This window comes from Microcystis sp. LE19-131.1A (assembly GCF_027532015.1).
Classification (GTDB): domain Bacteria; phylum Cyanobacteriota; class Cyanobacteriia; order Cyanobacteriales; family Microcystaceae; genus Microcystis; species Microcystis ichthyoblabe_A.
This window is the reverse complement of the sequence record NZ_JAPZSS010000105.1, coordinates 1-18,179: the sequence shown is the minus strand read 5'-3', so window position 1 is coordinate 18,179 and position 18,179 is coordinate 1. Positions and strand designations below refer to the sequence as shown.

Here is an 18,179-nt window from a genome sequence, read left to right as displayed (position 1 = left end):
GTTTTGCTCTGGTTTTTTGCTTAGGAAAAAACTGGGGATAGGACGATCAAATAATCCCAATCCCCCTGACTAATTAGTGAAAATCGGGACTATGACGAATCAAACTCATAAACTCTTGACGAGTCTTAGCAGAATCGGCAAAAATACCGCGCACGGCACTCGTAGAAGTCCAAGAACCGGGTTTTTCAACCCCGCGCATTACCATACACATATGAGTCGCTTCAATCACCACAGCTACCCCTTGAGGTTGTAGTAATCCTTGCAAAGCATCGGCAATTTGTGCGGTTAAACGTTCCTGTACTTGCAGTCGTCTGGCGTACATTTCACAGATGCGGGCAATTTTCGATAAACCGATCACTTTCCCGTTAGGAATATAGGCAACATGAGCGCGGCCGATAATTGGTAAAATATGGTGTTCACAGGAGCTAAAAATATCGATGTCTCGGATTAAAACCATCTCGTTAGCATCCTCGTGAAAAACTGCCCCATTCAGCAATTCATCCAGGGATTGCTGATAACCAGAAGTGAGAAATTTTAGGGCTTTTACTACTCGTTTAGGAGTGTCTCGTAAACCTTCGCGATCGGGATCTTCTCCTAATCCTAACAGCAGTGTTCGTACCGCTTGCATCATCTCGGCTTCTGATACCGGCGATTTAGGTTCGGTAATCACTTCGGGAAAGTGATTGTAGTCATCATTGTCAAAAATTGCTTTGGACTTAGCTAAGGTCATAGATATTTTTATGGACTCCAATAGTTAATTGATCGGCCGAGTTTTCTGATTTTACCAATGTTAATAAATACCCTTTGCTAGAGTATTTATTTTTCTGGGCATCTAGACGATAACTAATGAAAGCTATCGGGTTATTCCCTCGTCTTTGGGTTTATCTCCGGTGCGGAAATCTGGAAAAATTGATTTTCCTAGTCACCGAAAAAGTCTTGAGTATCTCCCTCGTTAATTGAGGGCAGAGTTCCACTGCACAATTAGTTTATTTTGTCAAGTAGTTCATTTGTTTGGTATTTTAGCTTTCCTAGAATGATAATCGTTATCATTTTAACAAAAAATTTAGATTTACGAACAAAAACTTTGTCGTCAGATAAATATAGTCCTGTTAAGCTGTTTAAACTATTTTGAAGAGATAAGCATATTTTGCGATTTTATCGCTTATATTCAGCAATATTACTGATTTTTTGCTATTCTTCCTCCGAGTATCAATTCGCCGGAGAAGCAAGGCGATCGAGAAAGAGTATTCCTTCCAGATAATCCTATTCGTGTTGAAAGATAGTTAGTAAAAGTATAGTCAAATGATGAATCGGCAAAAAATGATGGCCAGTTCCAGTCTAATCCTCTTAAAACTTGTTGGGAAACTTTAGCGGGTAAAGCTTGATACTGTTCTGTCTTTTTCATCAGAGAGGCCATCTGATTATAGGTCTTGAAACTTTACAATACAACCCACATTCTGCACTTCAACTTGTAGTATAACTGGTAGCATATAAAATGAAAAACCAGTTAAGTATTTATACTTATAATCTTAGGGAAGAAAAAGTGGCTCTCTTATTCTTTGTTTGATCAGTTTAACTTAATATAGAAGCGATCAATCTTTGCGTCCTCTGTGTCTGGAGTGGTTCCTTCCACTCCCTCGCCAGCAGGAATGTATCTTAGAATACATTTTACCCACCAAACCCAAGAGAGCCAAAAAGTGAGAAACTAAAAAGGTTCTCAAAAAATATTCAAGTCAAGAAAAATTTCAAAGATAGAAGTAAAAAATCTAGATCACTTAGGAATAGTAGCGGGAATAATTGATGAAATAGGAATCGAAGAGATAATTAACTTAAAATTAGGAATAGATCAGCGAGAGAAAATAACATTTTGAGGGCTAATTGCCTACTCTCATCTTAACCAAATTCTTAAATCTTACTGAAATCGTCTAAAACTGACTGAAAGTGTTGGCTAATTTATCAGCAATTCCCTCGATCCAAATTTCATCTTGTTTAGTATAACTGCGCGGCGCATTTGCCGCCAAAATTAACACCCCTTCCTTACCGATGGGTTGACAGATTAAGCCTTGGGTGTTTTCTGGCAAATAGTCAAATTCGATTTTGGCGGGATATAAATTTAAATTAACTAAATAGACGGCTTTACCGGTTTCTAAAACTCTTTTGATAATATTACTAACTTTAACTTCAGAATTCTGGCTTAAGATACCGCGACGTAATAAAACTTTTCCCTGATAATAAACGATCAGAGATTTTGTCACGGTGTTGGTTAAAAGTAAATGGGAAGCCCAAGCAAGCTCAATTTTAACTGATTCTGGCAAATCTGGGGCAAATTCCAGACCTTCGCGCCCGATTAATTCCACCGCATCCGGTAAGCGGGGTTGAACTCTTTGCCAGATTAAACCCACCAAAATTAAAACCCCACTCAAAATCACTCCCATCACATCGGAACGCGCTTGCGATGGGGTTAAATCGGCAGTGGCAAAACGATTAAACATTAATACCGTACCCCCGACGATGCCGGCGAACAGGGGTAACAGTCTTAAAATACGATTGGGATCAGCTGGTGCCATAGCTGAGAACTATTCCTCGTCTAGTTCTAAAATCCGCTGGAAAAGATAGCCTGTACCTCTAGCGGTGAGAATTAACTCAGGATTGCTGGGATCATCTTCTAATTTGGCTCGTAAACGGGAAATATGCACATCCACTACCCGCGTATCCACATGACGTTCGGGGGTATAACCCCAAACTTCCTGAAGGATTTCCGAGCGGGAAAAAGCTTCTCCCGAGCGACTGACCAATAATTCTAGTAAACTAAATTCCATACCGGTCAGACGGATGCGTTCATCCCCCTTATAAACTTGGCGTTTATTGGTATCGATTTTAATGGAACCGATATGAATCACACCGGAACTGGGAATCCCTGGAGCGCCATTTTTCTCTACCCGACGCAACACCGAACGAATCCGCGCCTCGAGTTCTTTGGGAGAAAAAGGTTTAACCACATAGTCATCCGCGCCCAATTCTAGCCCAGTAATTCGATCGGCCACATCGCCCAAAGCGGTTAACATAATGATAGGAATATCCGATTCTTTGCGGAGTTCCTGACAGACACCGTAACCGTCTAATTTCGGCATCATCACATCCAAAACCACTAAATCGGGTTCGGCGGTGCGGAAGGTTTCTAAAGCTTCCTCTCCGTCGGCGGCGGTGACGACTTCATAACCAATCATCGACAAACGAGTCTCTAAGATACGACGGATGCTGGCTTCATCATCAACAACGAGAATTTTTTCCTTCTGGTTCTCCAACTGAATTAACACTCCTTAGTTAAATAGTGTGATGAATTTTAAAGTTAAATAACGAGCGTTCCTGTTTATAGAATATCCCTTTGCCGTTATCATTAAGCCTAAATTTCCTATTTTATTTCTTTTATGGCAATTATCAATAACTTTAGGGTCTTCCTTCCCCTTTATCATACTTAACTAAATTTGACAAGAGAATTGATCCTCAAACTGCTTTTCTTCAACTTTTCTTAAAAAACATGGCGAAATCGCGAACAATATATATCTGTAGCGCTTGTGGGGCGGAATCTCCCCAATGGTTGGGAAAATGCCCCAGTTGTGACACCTACGGGACGCTAGAAGAACAAGTGATGGCTGGTGGCAATAATCCGGCGGGAAATCGCCCAGGATGGCAAAATAGTCGCCCAAATAACGGCAAAGGGCAACGCAACCCGCAACCGCGCATCTCGGTGCGCTTCTCGGAAATTACCCAGTATGAACAGGAACGTTTTCCCTCCGGTTACGGGGAATTCGATCGCGTTCTCGGCGGTGGCATTGTCCCCGGTTCTCTTGTACTAATCGGCGGCGATCCGGGTATCGGCAAATCGACGCTTTTACTGCAAGTTACCAACCAACTCGCCCAAAGATTACCGCGCATCCTCTACGTTTCCGCTGAAGAATCGGGACAACAGATTAAACTGCGGGCTGCCCGTTTGGGGGTGGGAGTGGTTCCCGTGGAGTCGGAAAATAACGGCAATGGCAAGGAGAAAAAAGCCTCTGAATCAACCGCAGAACTCGATAATCATCTCTACGTTCTGCCAGAAACAGATTTAGAGGAAATTTTGCGGGAATTAGAATCTCTACGCCCACAGGTGGCGGTAATTGACAGTATTCAAACTCTTTATTTTGGGGCGTTAACTTCCGCACCGGGATCTGTCGCCCAAGTTCGCGAATGTACCTCCGCCTTGATGCAGGTGGCAAAACGGGAGAATATTACTTTATTAATTGTCGGTCATGTGACTAAAGAAGGAGCGATCGCTGGTCCGCGAGTTTTGGAACATTTGGTCGATACGGTGTTATATTTTGAAGGCGATCGCTATGCCTCCCATCGTCTCTTAAGATCTGTGAAAAACCGTTTTGGGGCAACCCATGAGATCGGTATTTTCGAGATGGTGGATCACGGTTTGGTGGAAGTGGAAAACCCCTCAGAATTGTTTTTAGGCAATCGCGACGAATTTTCCCCTGGTACGGCGACGGTGGTAGCCTGTGAAGGTACGCGCCCGATTGTGGTGGAGTTACAGGCATTAGTTAGCCCCACCAGCTATGCTTCCCCCCGAAGATCGACTACCGGCATAGAATACAACCGATTACAGCAAATTCTCGCCGTTTTAGAAAAGCGCGTCGGTATTCCTTTATCGAAATTAGATGCCTATGTTGCCTCCGCAGGAGGGTTGGGAGTGGAAGAACCGGCGGCGGATCTGGGAGTTGCGATCGCTGTTGTCGCTAGTTTTCGCGATCGAGTCGTGGATCCGCGCACAGTCTTAATCGGGGAAGTGGGATTAGGTGGACAAGTGCGATTAGTGTCGCAAATGGAACTAAGATTAAAAGAAGCGGCGAAATTGGGCTTTAAACGGGCGATTGTCCCCAGAGGTCAAGTTTATCCCGAAGATGTGGGCTTAGAAATTGTTCCAGTCGGCAAGGTAATCGAGGCAATTGTCGCCGCAATCCCCCCCCAGCAGCGCTTTGGGGAAGATATAGAAGAGGAGGAAGGGGAAGGGCAAGAATAACGGTACAATGCTAAAAAAGATTAAATTACTTGGGAGATTTTCACCATGTCTGTGTTAGCTGTTGCCGCTTTAGCGGGTTATCTGATCGTTTTTACCGGAATTGCCCTCGGTCTCTTTTTCGGTCTGCGCGCCGCTAAAATTATCTAGTATATAAACAGTAAAAAAGCTTTAGTGATCGGTTTAACTGGTCACTATTGCCCATTCTAGGGGAGATAAAAAATGACTGTTATTCTAGACTTAAAAACTCTCTACGAAATTGATGATTCTCTCTGGTTAGAAGAAACTATCGAACTGCTCAAGGCTAAAAATTTTGAAGCGCTAGACTTAGAAAACTTGATCGAGGAGTTAGAAGACTTGGGAAACGAGAAAAAGTTTCGTGTTGCTAGTTTTTTACAGCAAATTATTAGACATTGTTTATTATTACAATTTTGGACAAGTGAAAGAGAATATAATCAGGCTCATTGGCAAGCAGAGATCGTGAGTTTTAAAGATCAACTAAAGCGCTATTTAACCACAAATCTTCGTAAATATCTAGAACAGGAATTTGAGCAAATTTACTTTGAGTCCGTGCGATACGTTCGTCAAAAAACCGATAATAAAGTCAACTTTCCTGATACTTGTCCCTACAGTTTAGAAGAACTTCTCGATCTTAATTGGCTACCATCTGACAATCAAGGAGATAAAAAATGACTGTTATTCCCGACTTAAAAACTCTCTACGAGATTGATGATTCTCTTTGGTTAGAAGAAACTATAGAACTGCTCAAGGCTAAAAATTTTGAGGCTTTAGATTTAGAGAATTTAATCGAGGAGTTAGAAGACTTGGGAAACGAAAAAAAGTTTCGTGTTGCCAGTTTATTAGAGCAAATTATTCGTCATGCTTTGTTACTGCAATTTTGGACAGAGAAAAGAGCATATAATCAGGATCACTGGGAGTTAGAAATAGTCAACTTTCAAATTCAGCTAAAAAGATACTTAACCACCAATCTCCGTAATTATTTACAAAATGAATTAACTAACATTTATGAAGATGCAGTTTTCTTTGTCAGAAAAAAGACAAAAAATCAAGTTATTTTTCCCGATACTTGTCCCTACAGTTTAGAAGAACTTCTCGATCCCAATTGGCTACCATCATACGAATAAAGGAGATGATAATGACTGTTATTCCCGACTTAAAAACTCTCTACGAAATTGATGATTCTCTCTGGTTAGAAGAAACAATAGAACTGCTCAAGGCTAAAAATTTTGACGCTTTAGATTTAGACAATTTAATCGAGGAGTTAGAAGATTTGGGAAACGAAAAAAAGTTTCGTGTTGCTAGTTTATTAGAGCAAATTATTAGACATTTTTTACTGCTACAATTTTGGATAAGGGAAAGAGAATATAATCGTTCTCATTGGCGTTCAGAAATCGTCAATTTCAAAAACCAGATCGACACTTATTTAACTACTAATCTCCGCAATTATCTCACTCAAGAATTACCTCGTATTTACCAGAAAGCTTTAAATTATGTTAGAGAAAAAACCGATAATCAAGTTAGTTTTCCTGGGAAATGTCCCTACAGTTTAGAAAATCTTCTTGATCTCGATTGGTTCCCCCCAGAAAATGAATAAAGGAAAAAATGAAATGCTGAAAAAGTTTCTACGTTGGCTGATTATTGGGGGAACCTTATTTTTTGTTCTCAGTAACCTTAAAAATAACTGGGATAACGTCACCTCAGTTAGAATTGAAAATCATGGCTGGTTATTTCTTTTCTTGGCACTTGTAACCACTGTTATCGCTCAAATTTGGGCAGGATGGGTGTGGACATGGATACTCAAAAGCTATCAACAACCGATTAAAACCTCCACAGGAATTGGCATCTATATGATTACCAATTTAGGAAAATATCTACCTGGTAATATCGGTCACTTTTATGCTCGCATCGTGGCAATTAATAAAGCAGGAAGTGATTGGGGAATCGCCAGTTTAAGCGTTTTATTAGAACTTTTATTGCTGGTGTGTGCAGCCTTAGCCATAGCAGTTATTGGTAGTGGTTTAGGTTGGATGAAATCTAGCTCAAGTCTAGGGATACAGATATTAGTTTTAGGATTAATTTTAATCAGCATTCATCCCAAATTTTTAAATTATCCTCTCAAAATCCTTAGCCAAAAGAAAAAGATTGCTCAAGAACCTGTTTATCTAACTAAATATCCTCTCGTCCCTCTCTTGGGTGAAACTGGATTTTTATTGTGGCGCGGTGCGGGTTTTATTTTAGCTTGGATGGTGTTAAAAATGATTACCCCCGCTCAGATTTTACCCCTCTTAGGAACCTTTAGTTTTGCTTGGTTATTGGGTTTAGTTGTCCCCGGAGCGCCGGGGGGATTAGGAGTGTTTGAAGCTACAGCGATTGCACTTTTTGACACAGAAAAATTTCCCGCCGCTAACGTACTTGTCACCGTTGCTATCTATCGTTTAATTAGCATTCTCTCCGAAGTCATTGCCGCCGGAATCGGGACAAAATTAGTTAAAGATAAAGCCAAGTTTTTTGGTTAGCTTAAGGATATTATTCGGGTGTGTTAGCCCAGTATAATGCACCTGGAAGAAAAGTTTTGATCATTGTTAAGCGAAGATAATTTTCTCAACTCCTAACATCTATCTCCTCACTCCTAAATTCTGATGTAACATAGGATCAATAATCAGCAAAAACATGGATACTCCCACCTAGAGAGGCCGAAAAAATGACGATTGCCAAAAGCGACGAAACTGCCACCTCTCCGGCACTGATAGAAGAAGATTTCGAGGACTTCTGGGAACCCCCCCCACCCCCCACAGACTTAATTTTTGATGATGGTGAACCTTTGGAAAGCAACCGACACCGCATTGCCATGAATGTCTTGATTCGCTCCCTACAGCAGGGTTACGGCGAACGAGACGACTTCTACACCGGTGGCAATATGTTTATTTATTTCAGCCGTGAACAAGCCAAAAATCGCGATTTTCGCGGGCCAGATTTCTTCGCCGTCCTCAATGTCGATGGTACGAGAGAGCGACAGGGTTGGGTAATTTGGGAAGAAGAGGGACGTTATCCCGACGTTATCGTGGAATTAACCTCTCCTAGTACCGCTAAGACTGATAAAGTGCGAAAAAAGGCAATTTATGAGGGAACCTTCCGCACACCCGATTATTTCATCTACGATCCTTTCGATGGCAATTCTTTACAAGGATGGCATTTAGGGTCAGACCAACGCTACCATTCCTTAGAACCAAACGAGCGCGGCTGGTTATGGTGCGAAACTTTGGGCTATTGGTTGGGAACTTGGGAAGGCACTATTGACCGAGAAACAGCAATCTGGGCAAGATTTTATGACCCGGAAGGCAATTTAATCCCCTTGCCAGAAGAAGCAGCCCAGGAGCAAGCGGCTGCAGCACAGGAGCAGGCGGCTGCAGCACAGGAGCAAGCGGCTGCAGCACAGGAGCAATTAAATGCTACTCAGCAAGCTCTGGAAGCGGAAAGACAGCGTTCTCAACGGCTGGCAGCTCGTTTGCAGGAAATGGGGATAGAGCTATAGTATAGCTGTATTTGTTTAGGTGAGGAGGTAAACTGCTCCTGTTCCTCCTCGCTCAAAGTCGGTTAATTTCTCCTTTCACGGTTGAGGGAGCCTGTAATCCCAGTCTATTTGAAATCTAGCTCGACACCTGTTTGCTGCTTTGATTAGCTTTTGACCAGTGAGTAATTATTGATCAGAGTTTTCTTGGATTCTTTCTTAAACAGTAAACAGTGAACAGTAAACAGTAAACTGTGAACTGTGAACTGATAACTGATAACTGATAACTGATAACTGATAACTGATAACTGATAACTGATAACCGTCTCAACTAGGAAATTTATTTGGCACAACTACTTATATGTCTAATCTATCTTTGGGCGCACAACCTTCTCTAGAATTTATACCCCCTGACCTTAATCCCTTGCTTTTAAAGGGATGTCAAATCTTTTTACCTCTCTGGTTACAAACTCAAACCAACTTAAGGGAAATTTCGGCCGCTAATCTAGAAACTTTAATCACATTTTATCAAAAAAGTCAAGAGAAAAAAGTCCGTTTACTGCTTGCCTTTCGTCATCCCAGTATTAACGATCCCTACTGTATGGCCTATCTTTTGTGGAAATTAGTACCCAAAAAAGCCCAAGAGTTAGGAATAAAATTAAACACTCCAATTCACGCTCATTTTATGTACGATCGAGGGATTCCTTTATGGGCGGGAGAAAGGGTAGGATGGTTATATTCTAAGTTAGGTGGCACACCAATTCAACGGGGAAAAGCTGATTTAATCGGATTGCGTTCGGCTCGTCGTTTATTATTAGAAGGAGATTATCCTTTAGCCGCGGCTCCGGAAGGGGCAACTAACGGACATAATGAGCTTGTGAGTGCGATTGAACCGGGTATTTCTCAATTGGCTTTTTGGGGGGTGGATGATGTCAGAAAAGCTAAACAACAGCAAGAAGTAATTATTTTACCTATTGGTATTCAGTATTTTTATCTGACTCCAGTGTGGCAAGAAATCGAGCGAATTTTAACTAATTTAGAAACCGATAGCGGTTTAGAAACAATCCCAAATTTATCCCTAGAAGAAAAGGTTTTATACGAGCGTCTTTTTCGTTTAGGAGAAAGATTATTATCCTTAATGGAGGATTTTTATCGAGATTTCTACTATCAATCTTTGCCTGTAGTGCCTGCCAATGGTGATGATCCAAATGAAACCCTAGCCAAACGTTTAGCCAATTTATTAGATGTGGCCTTACAAACCGTAGAAAAGTATTTTAATCTTTCTCCTAATGGTAATGTAATTGATCGCTGTCGTCGTTTAGAACAAGCAGGATGGGAACGCATTTATCGGGAAGAATTAAAACCCACTCATTCTATTTCTCCCCTTGAATTAGGATTAGCTGATCGCCTGGCCGATGAAGCTAATTTAAAAATGTGGCACATGAGAATTGTCGAAAGTTTCGTCTCAGTAACTGGTTATTATGTCAAAGAAAAACCCACCGTAGAAAGATTTGCTGAAACAATTTTATTACTCTGGGATTTAGTAACAAGAATTAAGGGAGGTAATCCCTTTTTTCGTCCCCAAATTGGTCAACAAAAAGCGATAATAACTATCGGTAAGCCTATTTCTGTATCCGAGCGCTATGCCGATTATAAAAGCGATCGACGCTCGGCCGTAGCACAATTAACCCAAGATTTACAAACCAGTTTAGAAAGTTTAATTATTCATCAGTAGATAATTAGGGTTTACTGAAAAAGTTTGTTGTTGGAGTCAGTTATCAGTTATCAGTTATCAGTTATCAGTCATCAGTTATCAGTTATCAGTTCACTGAGAAAACACCCCACACCCCCGCACCCCACACCCCACACCAGGAAAAACTTTTTCAGCAGACCCTAGTATAGGAGATAGTACGGGAATCTGGAAAAACTCAATACCGAAAACCCTACCCCGGTCAGACAATCTTTTATCTATCCTAAAAGTGTAGAGATAAACCAACATCTCTAGCGTTAAGAAAACTTCGGAGGTGACTTATATGGCACTTATACGTTGGGAACCTTTCAGAGAAGTAGAAAGCCTACAGAAAGAAATGAATCGCTTGTTTGACCGTCTTGTGCCGACTGATGTAGGCAATGGCGAAAAAATGGGGTTATCCTTTATCCCGGCGGCGGAAATGACCGAAACGCCAGAGGCAGTTCAGCTTAAACTGGAAATACCCGGTATGGAAGCCAAAGACCTCAACGTGGAAGTAACAGCCGATAGTCTGACCATTAATGGTGAAAGAAAATCGGAAATTAAAACCGAAGAAGAAGGATTTACCCGCACTGAATTCCGTTATGGTAAATTCCATCGGGTTATTCCTCTACCGGTTCAGGTTGATAACACTAACGTGGCTGCTGAATACAAAGATGGTATTCTCAATCTCACCCTCCCGAAAGCGGAAGAAGAAAAAAATAAAGTGGTGAAAGTGTCCATCAGTCCTGCCATTGCTCAATGATGTAGCACTCATTGTCCGGTCTTAAGCGAAAGAGTTAACTTAGTCTGATTAAACCGAAGCGGGAGTATTAAATCATACTTCCGCTTTTAGCTTCTTAACCCTTTAACTTAAAACTTCTAACACTGCTTGGGGTGATAATTTATCTTTAAACCAGATAACCTGAGCGGGTAGATTTTGAAATTTAACTCCGGCTTTTTCTAGATTTAACCGTTCCGATACGGCTAAAATTAGATTATTTGCTTGGGCCGATTTAACCTGTAAAAATTTCTTTTGTAGGTATTCTGGTCGCCAATAACCAACAATTTCGAGGAGGAAAACGCGACCATCGGGATGCACTAAACGGAAATCGGGAATCATCACTCCTCCGGGTAAAGGCACTAAATCTACTTCCCTTTCTAACTGCCATTCAGTTTTTAACTGTAACCAACGTTTAGCGAAAGATTCCTCTAACATACTATCGTAGGGTTTACCCGGGGAATAGTGGGACACCAGACCACAGTTATCCTCTAAATTGAACTGTTGTTTTTTAATAGTTCCTGTATAGGAATCTTTATACTGTAATTGTGCCTTCAAATTCCAGTGAGTAACATGGAGTAAGGCAGGAATTAATTTAGCGATTTCAATGCCATAACGACTATTAGCTTTAAATAAACTGGTGGGACCATCGATAGTAATAGTAAATCCCGTGTCGGCATCCCCTTCGATATAAGTCATTAAACGAAATAGTTTTAGATAGCGAAAGAGATATTTATATTCCCCCGGATCATTGCGGTGGACGTTGATGATTAAATAACTGGCCCGATAAAAAATACCTTGAATTTGCGAGAGGTTAAAACGATGAATTAAGTTTTCGGGAGTGGGAGCATCAAATTGAGTGAGAATTTTATTCTCCGCTAAATCAGCATAGAGTCCTTTTTCTAGAGCTACTGGAAAAATTTCTTGATTTAATTCTTGGCTGAGTTGCTGGGCAATTTTCTCCAGAATTAGCGATCGATTTTGGGGAATAGGAACAAAGTTGGCCGCTTGTTCAAAAACTCTTTTTCTTAATTCCTGTGGTTCTAAGGGACTAATAATCTCAAAGTTGGCAAAATGATTGGTTAATAGGTGAGCAAATCCCCGTTTAATTTTATAATCGGGACTGTCTCCCTCCAAGATTAGGAGTTTTTGGCTTAATTCTCCCTTAGTTTGACCGATACTTTCCTGAAAACAGGTGATTTGTTCTTTAGCGATCGCCAGATAATCGGCAGCGATCGGTAAGCGTTTGGGAATAATTGTCTCGCCATTTTGACGGGAAATCAATAAATCGGTCGGTAACATGGCAAGCTAGAGAAGAATAGTCAGATGGGGAGAGGTGGGACGACAAGGAAAGGTCGAAACCCCAAAAATCCCCCGATTCTAACTATTTTGGTCGATATAACGCTCTAAATCCTCGATCACACGGGTTAATTCTGCTTCTGTGGTTAAGCGCAGGCGATCATCACGGACCGTTAGCAAAACTTTAGCCGAAAAAGGATTCGGATAAATATTGGGATTACAAAACACTTCCAGAAACACATCACCAGTGTGCTGATATTCCAGCGGTTTTTGGGGTTGGGGTTTACCCCCACTAGCAGCATTACTGGCGATCGCTTTCAGGCGATCGAGTAAAATGTTAATTTCCCTTTGCAAATCCAGAGCAGCACTGGGACTGAAACGAAAAGTAACGGAACCTTGCAAGAGATTAAGAGTTAAAGGAATCATCGAAGAAATTAGGTTAAGAGAAAGCCTGAAGTTAATTATATTAATTTGGGGAAATTTGGGGAAATTGGGTTTTGGGGGATGGTTCAGCCAACAGTAATCAGTCAGGTTCTTCGTTACTAGGTCCGGTTCGATCGGGTGATCGCTAAATCATCCCTTATAACCCCGTCCATTGCATAAGCAGGAACCGAAAGGCCATCAGTGAACTGATAACTCACCACTGATAACTGATAACTGATAACTGATAACTGAAGTTACCGACGCGGAACGAGATTAATCCGGCCTTCGTCCATTTCATCCATGAGTAACTCGAGGGCCTCGTAATCCACATCAGAAACGTAGCCAAGACGACCGAGGAGTTCACTGATTCCGTTCTCGATTTCTGGCGTGATTTGACGATAATATAGGGCTTGTTCCACTAATTGGCGGATAGTCGGCTGGGTATCCACAATTTCCTTACTCTAGCTCAATAAATCTAGTTTCTGTATCCTGCTTTACTTTATTTTAACAAAAATACCGGTATAATAGTGGGTTATCATCAGTTATTCGGGATTAGAGCTTAAACCTAACGACTTTCCCCTAGTGTTCACCCTAATAAGCCTTGATGACTGTTTCTCTTTACTGCCCAGATTATGAGGTTAACCTAAAACCACTTCCTCCCTACAGGGGTCAAGATTAAGAAAAGATTAATCTTTTCAAGAGAGAGGAAATTTATCAAGACCGGGGTTGCAAAATCAGAAAGTTAGGACATAATAGCGGTATCTGATTTCTAGTTAAAAGGTTCATTTATGAATTTCAAAGCCCAGCCATGAAAAGTCCCGTAAAAGTCCCAGAAATTGCTCTATTTGAGCCAAGTGGCTATATTACCGCCGCTAACGTCCTAGAATTTCAAGAGCAGCTCACCAATCTGCTTAACCGGAGTCGCTCTATCACTTTTCTCGTGGATATGAGTAGGGTGGAATTCCTCGACAGCGCTGGATTAATGGCTTTAGTTACCGTCTTTCGTCTGGCTCAAAGTCAAGAAAAATCCCTCAATATCTGTTCTATTCCACCTTCAGTCAAGATTATCTTTGAATTAACCCAACTGGACAGGGTTCTCTCGATTTTCCCTAGCCGTGCTGACTTTGATGCTGTTATCACCCTCCCCCAAGCGGCGTAAGCCGACAAAATAGGGTTTCTCGCCGTAATTTCTTGGCTGCACTCTCAATTCTACCGATAAATCACCTCTTGACCGGATAGATTCCCATTTATATAACCCACTCCTCATGACAACAATTTTTCTCAAGGAGAGCCATTATACTGCTGAGATGGCTCTCCTCCTGTTTGGATATTATCTCTAGGGACAAACTACTCTACACTTGTTCGGAGCAGCTCACAAAAGACTGTCTGTTAAGAAATTCCATGACTTTAGTGATGACAGGGGGGAAGGGGGGCAAGATGGTAGATAGGTAATGAGTAGTAATTTCCTAGAATCCATGACAGTCAACAATCTCCAGTATGCTTATTTTCCCGGTTGTGTCGCCCAAGGTGCCTGTCGGGAACTATATCTATCCACGGCAGCCCTGACGGAAGCTTTGGGGATTAATTTAGTCGAACTCAAAAAAGCTGCCTGTTGTGGTTCGGGAACCTATAAGGAAGATTCGCAACTCTTGGAAGATGCCGTCAATGCGCGCAATATTGCCCTAGCAGAAGCCCTCAATTTACCCCTGTTGACTCACTGTAGCACCTGTCAAGGGGTGATCGGTCATGTGGATGAGCGCTTGAAGGAAGCAAAGCATAATAATCCCAATTATGTTGAGGAAGTTAATAATTATTTACAGAAAGAACATTGTTCCCCCTACCAAGGTACGACGACGGTTAAACACCTACTCTGGGCAATTGTCGGCGATTATGGCTTAGATAATCTGGCGGCCAAGGTGATTCGTCCCTTATCAGGCTTAAATTGTGCCGGTTTTTATGGTTGTTATCTCCTGCGGGCCCAGGATACTCTCCCCTACGATAATCCTTTTCAGCCGGAATCCCTAGAAAATGTCTTTCGAGCGGTGGGAGCAAATCCGATTTATTATCAAGGACGCACTCAATGCTGTGGTTGGCCCCTGTCCAGTTATGCCACCACCCAATCGTTCCAAATGGCAGGAAAACACATTTTAGAGGCCATGGCAGCGGGGGCCGATTGTTTAGTCACCCCTTGTCCTTTATGCCATCTTAATCTTGATTCCCGACAACCGGAAGTGGCAAAAGTGATCGGTCGAAGTTTAGGTTTACCTGTACTACATTTTTCCCAATTAGTCGCTTTAGCGGTGGGAGTCAGTCCTGATCGTTTAGGATTAGATCGACACATCGTTTCCACTAAATCCCTCTTAAAGAAATTGGGGTTTTAGAACTCAATCAGGAGTGTTAGCAATGGATTGGTTAAAAAGAATTTTTGGCTTAGATAAACCGGCAGATGCCGCTAGTGCGATCACAGGTAAAGCCGCTGCTGCGGGTATTCCCCCCGAAAGAGTCGGATTAGACGGAAAATACGACGAAAGCGGCCTAGCTAAACGAGTAGTTTTAGCTTTTGACGAGACACCGGATTTAGCTGATGAAGACAAATTGTGGGTCGCTCAAACTGGTAGTAAAGTTGTACTAAAAGGCAAAGTTTCCCATCAGGCGACTTTAAATAAAATGGTAGCAATTGCCAGTAAAGTCCATGGGGCAACCAGCGTCGATACCAGTCAAGTAACTATTGGGTGAAGTCGAACGGCTGTATTCCTCGTGAAAATTAACCACTGAGTAGGTGGATTGGCATTTTTTTGTCCCTAGGTTGTTGTTAGGTCATTGCCGGCTGATTAATCATGGTTAAATGTTAATCGGCTTTTCCTTTTAGGGAGACAAAACCGGGCCTATGGGAATTACTATTGTTACTATTTTGCGGGGTATGAAAACGATTTCTCAGTTCGGGGGGAGTGGGTAAACCCTGTTTCATTTCCGCCACTTTTAAGAGGATCAAATACTCATAAAAAGCTTGCAGAGTACACCAAGCAAAACCAGCTTTACCATCGAGAATTCCCGCTAGGATAAAATACATATAAAACCAACGAAGCAAGGGACGAAAAGGCAATCGTAGGGATAAATCTTTTAAAGCTCTCCGTCTATCTACTTCGGTTTCACCAAAAAATAAATTTTTCCAACTAACACCCCCGTTAGCCAACTGATGTAGGGTTTCTGCTGCTTCATCGGTAGAATAACGATTGTGTTTTTCAATCCAACGACTTAAACCCTTACTACAGGTATAGTGGGGATAGGTTTCTTCTAAAAAAGAGGTTTTTCCTCGACATTCTTCCCTTTCCGTGTGACCATAATCGCTAAACCAGACTTGATCTTTTCTAAATAGACGCATTTGATAACGGGGATACTGGGTGCTGCGACGAATCCAAGTTCCCATAAACATAACTCTTTCGGCCACATAAAAACCAGTAAATTCTGTCTGTTGCGTGGCACTCAGACATTCTGCATACAGTTGGGGTGTCATCCTTTCATCTGCTTCGAGAATATAAACCCAATCGTATTTAGTCTCGATATTTTCTAACATCCAAGTTCTTTGTTTACCATGACTTTCAAATTGATGCTGAATCACGCGCACTGGATAACGAGAAGCAATCTCTACTGTTTGATCGCTACTGTAGGAGTCAACCACAATCACATCATCGGATAGAAGTGCCGATTCTACACAGGCGGCAATATCAATTTCTTCGTTATAGGTGAGAATGTAAATGGAAAACATGGATATAATATGGTGTTTGATTATACGCAAACCGATCGGGCAGTAGTCCTATTTTGTACCAGAAAAAGCGGAACAAAAACCCATGTTATGCCAGAAACTTTCTCAAAACTACTAGACTGAGCCTATTTTACCCTTGATCGCCATTTTGTCAATATTCTTTAAGTATTACTTGAAAAATTCTTTACCTGAGCTGACAGCGACCGGCGATGAGCTATTCCCCGCCATGAGATAATAGACAGTGCTTTATCTCTCCAGTAATTTTCGATGACTGCTGTTTCCGAGTGTTTTCGTTCTCTCCGTTCCCAGGGGAATTGTGCCTTAATTCCCTTTATTACTGCCGGTGATCCCGATTTATCTACTACTGCCCAAGCTTTACGCATTTTAGACCGGGCAGGGGCTGATCTGATCGAGTTGGGGGTTCCCTATTCCGATCCTCTTGCGGATGGTCCGGTTATTCAAGCGGCAGCCACCCGCGCTTTAAATCGGGGTGTCAAGTTGGAAGATGTGCTAGAAATCGTCAAAAATGCCCAGGGAGAGGTGAAAGCTCCGATTATTCTGTTTACTTACTATAATCCCATCTATCATCGCGGGATAGATGTCTTTTTAGACCAAATTAAAGCAGCCGGGGTGAGTGGTTTGGTGGTTCCCGATTTACCCCTAGAGGAAGCGGAAAGTCTGCTGCAACCGGCTGCCGCTAAGGGAATTGAAGTGATTTTATTGGTAGCGCCTACCAGTCCCCCGGAACGAATACAAGCGATCGCCCGGCAATCCCAAGGTTTTATTTATCTGGTTAGTGTCACGGGAGTGACGGGAATGCGGAAGCAAGTGGCCACCAGAGTGGAGGAATTGCTCGATTCTATCCGTTCTGTCACCGATAAACCCGTCGGGGTAGGATTTGGCATTTCTGACGCGACACAGGCGCTACAGGTGAAAAACTGGGGTGCTGATGCGGTAATTGTCGGCAGTGCCATGGTTAAACGTTTGGCCGATAATTCCCCCGGCGATGGTTTAAAATCCCTCGAAGAACTTTGCCGTAGTTTAAAACAGGCGATTCGTTGACATCCTCACCGCCGTAAACGGACGGTGATTCCCAAACCTCACGATTTGGGTTTCTGCTTCTTTCCCGAAGGATTTTTCGCACCTGCCTTAACAGATTTACTCTGTTCTGGTCTTATGGTCGCTCGACAGACTGACACCGCAAGCCCTGCGGCCAAAATATTTTTACTGGCGTTAATATCTCGGTCATGGTGTGTCCCACAGTCTGGACAGTCCCACTCTCGAACATTTAACGGCATTTTCTCAGCAATATACCCGCAATTACTACACCTTTTAGAGCTAGGAAACCATCTATCTATTTCGATGTAATTTCTCCCATACCAAAGGCATTTATAGGCTAATTGACGAGTGATTTCTCCCCAACTAACGTCAGATATTGCCTGAGATAATTTCGGGTTTTTGACCATATTCTTGACGGCTAAATTCTCAACCACAATCGTTTGGTTTTCACGAACTAATTGAGTGGTTAGCTTATGTAGATGGTCTTTTCTACTATCGGTGATTCGAGCGTGAATCTTGGCTACTTTGATTCTT

General features: G+C 42.1%; 22 protein-coding genes and 1 pseudogene. 14 read left to right on the top strand and 9 right to left on the bottom strand.

Annotated elements, in window-relative coordinates; translation table 11 throughout:
* Window positions 1–73: 73 nt before the first annotated feature.
* Window positions 74–730: a GTP cyclohydrolase I FolE gene (gene folE / locus O9323_RS09070; protein WP_002752393.1), complete on the bottom strand. Its 657-nt coding sequence runs from the start codon at window positions 728–730 to the stop codon at window positions 74–76.
* Window positions 731–1,177: 447 nt separating this feature from the next.
* Window positions 1,178–1,405: a hypothetical protein gene (locus O9323_RS09065; RefSeq protein ID WP_223210792.1), complete on the bottom strand. Its 228-nt coding sequence runs from the start codon at window positions 1,403–1,405 to the stop codon at window positions 1,178–1,180.
* A gap of 337 nt (window positions 1,406–1,742) precedes the next feature.
* Between O9323_RS09065 and O9323_RS09060 the strand changes: the two are divergent.
* A pseudogene (locus O9323_RS09060) lies at window positions 1,743–1,865 on the top strand (DUF4277 domain-containing protein); the annotation flags it as partial.
* Window positions 1,866–1,925: 60 nt separating this feature from the next.
* On the opposite strand, the gene O9323_RS09055 reads toward O9323_RS09060, so the two are convergent.
* Window positions 1,926–2,567 (bottom strand): cofactor assembly of complex C subunit B, encoded by a 642-nt coding sequence (locus O9323_RS09055; protein WP_002731649.1) that lies wholly within the window; start codon window positions 2,565–2,567, stop codon window positions 1,926–1,928.
* A gap of 9 nt (window positions 2,568–2,576) precedes the next feature.
* Entirely contained in the window at window positions 2,577–3,305 is a 729-nt protein-coding gene (gene rpaB, locus O9323_RS09050; protein ID WP_002734727.1) for a response regulator transcription factor RpaB, read from the bottom strand.
* 233 nt (window positions 3,306–3,538) lie between these two features.
* Here rpaB and radA point away from each other — a divergent pair, with 233 nt between their 5' ends.
* The 9 genes from radA (at window position 3,539) to O9323_RS09005 (ending at window position 11,086) form a co-directional block, all read left to right on the top strand.
* Window positions 3,539–5,065 carry a DNA repair protein RadA gene (gene radA / locus O9323_RS09045; protein ID WP_002742386.1) on the top strand — a complete coding sequence of 509 codons (1,527 nt, stop codon included), beginning with the start codon at window positions 3,539–3,541 and terminating at the stop codon, window positions 5,063–5,065.
* A gap of 45 nt (window positions 5,066–5,110) precedes the next feature.
* Window positions 5,111–5,212: a cytochrome b6-f complex subunit PetL gene (gene petL / locus O9323_RS09040; protein ID WP_002791324.1), complete on the top strand. Its 102-nt coding sequence runs from the start codon at window positions 5,111–5,113 to the stop codon at window positions 5,210–5,212.
* A gap of 72 nt (window positions 5,213–5,284) precedes the next feature.
* Window positions 5,285–5,755 (top strand): DUF29 domain-containing protein, encoded by a 471-nt coding sequence (locus tag O9323_RS09035; protein ID WP_002752399.1) that lies wholly within the window; start codon window positions 5,285–5,287, stop codon window positions 5,753–5,755.
* Window positions 5,752–6,207, top strand: a complete 456-nt coding sequence (locus tag O9323_RS09030; RefSeq protein WP_288124989.1) for a DUF29 domain-containing protein — start codon at window positions 5,752–5,754, stop codon at window positions 6,205–6,207. Before O9323_RS09035 ends, O9323_RS09030 begins: the two co-directional genes overlap by 4 nt.
* A gap of 11 nt (window positions 6,208–6,218) precedes the next feature.
* A complete protein-coding gene (locus O9323_RS09025) occupies window positions 6,219–6,677 on the top strand; it encodes a DUF29 domain-containing protein (RefSeq protein ID WP_288124988.1) in 459 nt (152 codons plus the stop codon).
* The gene (locus tag O9323_RS09020) at window positions 6,670–7,599 is read left to right on the top strand and encodes a lysylphosphatidylglycerol synthase transmembrane domain-containing protein (RefSeq protein ID WP_024969564.1); all 930 of its coding nucleotides are present in this window, start codon (window positions 6,670–6,672) and stop codon (window positions 7,597–7,599) included. Before O9323_RS09025 ends, O9323_RS09020 begins: the two co-directional genes overlap by 8 nt.
* Window positions 7,600–7,784: 185 nt before the next feature.
* Window positions 7,785–8,615, top strand: coding sequence for a Uma2 family endonuclease (locus O9323_RS09015; RefSeq protein WP_288124987.1), 831 nt, complete (start codon window positions 7,785–7,787; stop codon window positions 8,613–8,615).
* A gap of 337 nt (window positions 8,616–8,952) precedes the next feature.
* Window positions 8,953–10,326, top strand: a complete 1,374-nt coding sequence (locus O9323_RS09010) for a 1-acyl-sn-glycerol-3-phosphate acyltransferase (protein ID WP_288124986.1) — start codon at window positions 8,953–8,955, stop codon at window positions 10,324–10,326.
* Between the two features lie 298 nt (window positions 10,327–10,624).
* Entirely contained in the window at window positions 10,625–11,086 is a 462-nt protein-coding gene (locus O9323_RS09005; protein WP_002742368.1) for an Hsp20/alpha crystallin family protein, read from the top strand.
* Window positions 11,087–11,188: 102 nt separating this feature from the next.
* Here the strand turns inward: O9323_RS09005 and O9323_RS09000 are convergent, their stop codons facing one another.
* The 3 genes from O9323_RS09000 to O9323_RS08990 all read right to left on the bottom strand — a co-directional run bounded on the left by O9323_RS09000 (window position 11,189) and on the right by O9323_RS08990 (window position 13,272).
* The gene (locus tag O9323_RS09000; RefSeq protein ID WP_002752412.1) at window positions 11,189–12,403 is read right to left on the bottom strand and encodes a DUF790 family protein; all 1,215 of its coding nucleotides are present in this window, start codon (window positions 12,401–12,403) and stop codon (window positions 11,189–11,191) included.
* Window positions 12,404–12,481: 78 nt separating this feature from the next.
* Window positions 12,482–12,826, bottom strand: coding sequence for a hypothetical protein (locus O9323_RS08995; protein WP_002732938.1), 345 nt, complete (start codon window positions 12,824–12,826; stop codon window positions 12,482–12,484).
* Between the two features lie 251 nt (window positions 12,827–13,077).
* On the bottom strand, window positions 13,078–13,272 hold the full coding sequence (locus O9323_RS08990; RefSeq protein ID WP_002742363.1) for a hypothetical protein: 195 nt from the start codon (window positions 13,270–13,272) through the stop codon (window positions 13,078–13,080).
* A gap of 359 nt (window positions 13,273–13,631) precedes the next feature.
* Here O9323_RS08990 and O9323_RS08985 point away from each other — a divergent pair, with 359 nt between their 5' ends.
* The 3 genes from O9323_RS08985 to O9323_RS08975 all read left to right on the top strand — a co-directional run bounded on the left by O9323_RS08985 (window position 13,632) and on the right by O9323_RS08975 (window position 15,559).
* Window positions 13,632–13,982: an STAS domain-containing protein gene (locus O9323_RS08985; RefSeq protein ID WP_288124985.1), complete on the top strand. Its 351-nt coding sequence runs from the start codon at window positions 13,632–13,634 to the stop codon at window positions 13,980–13,982.
* A 292-nt stretch (window positions 13,983–14,274) separates the two neighbouring features.
* Window positions 14,275–15,204 (top strand): CoB--CoM heterodisulfide reductase iron-sulfur subunit B family protein, encoded by a 930-nt coding sequence (locus tag O9323_RS08980; RefSeq protein WP_002776286.1) that lies wholly within the window; start codon window positions 14,275–14,277, stop codon window positions 15,202–15,204.
* 22 nt (window positions 15,205–15,226) lie between these two features.
* On the top strand, window positions 15,227–15,559 hold the full coding sequence (locus O9323_RS08975) for a BON domain-containing protein (RefSeq protein WP_288124984.1): 333 nt from the start codon (window positions 15,227–15,229) through the stop codon (window positions 15,557–15,559).
* Between the two features lie 112 nt (window positions 15,560–15,671).
* On the opposite strand, the gene O9323_RS08970 is transcribed toward O9323_RS08975, so the two are convergent.
* Entirely contained in the window at window positions 15,672–16,589 is a 918-nt protein-coding gene (locus O9323_RS08970; RefSeq protein WP_002732786.1) for a glycosyltransferase family 2 protein, read from the bottom strand.
* A 264-nt stretch (window positions 16,590–16,853) separates the two neighbouring features.
* Between O9323_RS08970 and trpA the strand changes: the two genes are divergently transcribed.
* The gene (gene trpA / locus O9323_RS08965) at window positions 16,854–17,648 is read left to right on the top strand and encodes a tryptophan synthase subunit alpha (protein WP_002732665.1); all 795 of its coding nucleotides are present in this window, start codon (window positions 16,854–16,856) and stop codon (window positions 17,646–17,648) included.
* Between the two features lie 38 nt (window positions 17,649–17,686).
* On the opposite strand, the gene O9323_RS08960 is transcribed toward trpA, so the two are convergent.
* Window positions 17,687–18,179 (bottom strand): RNA-guided endonuclease TnpB family protein (locus O9323_RS08960; RefSeq protein WP_288124983.1); only part of this gene is annotated, 493 nt, incomplete at its 5' end.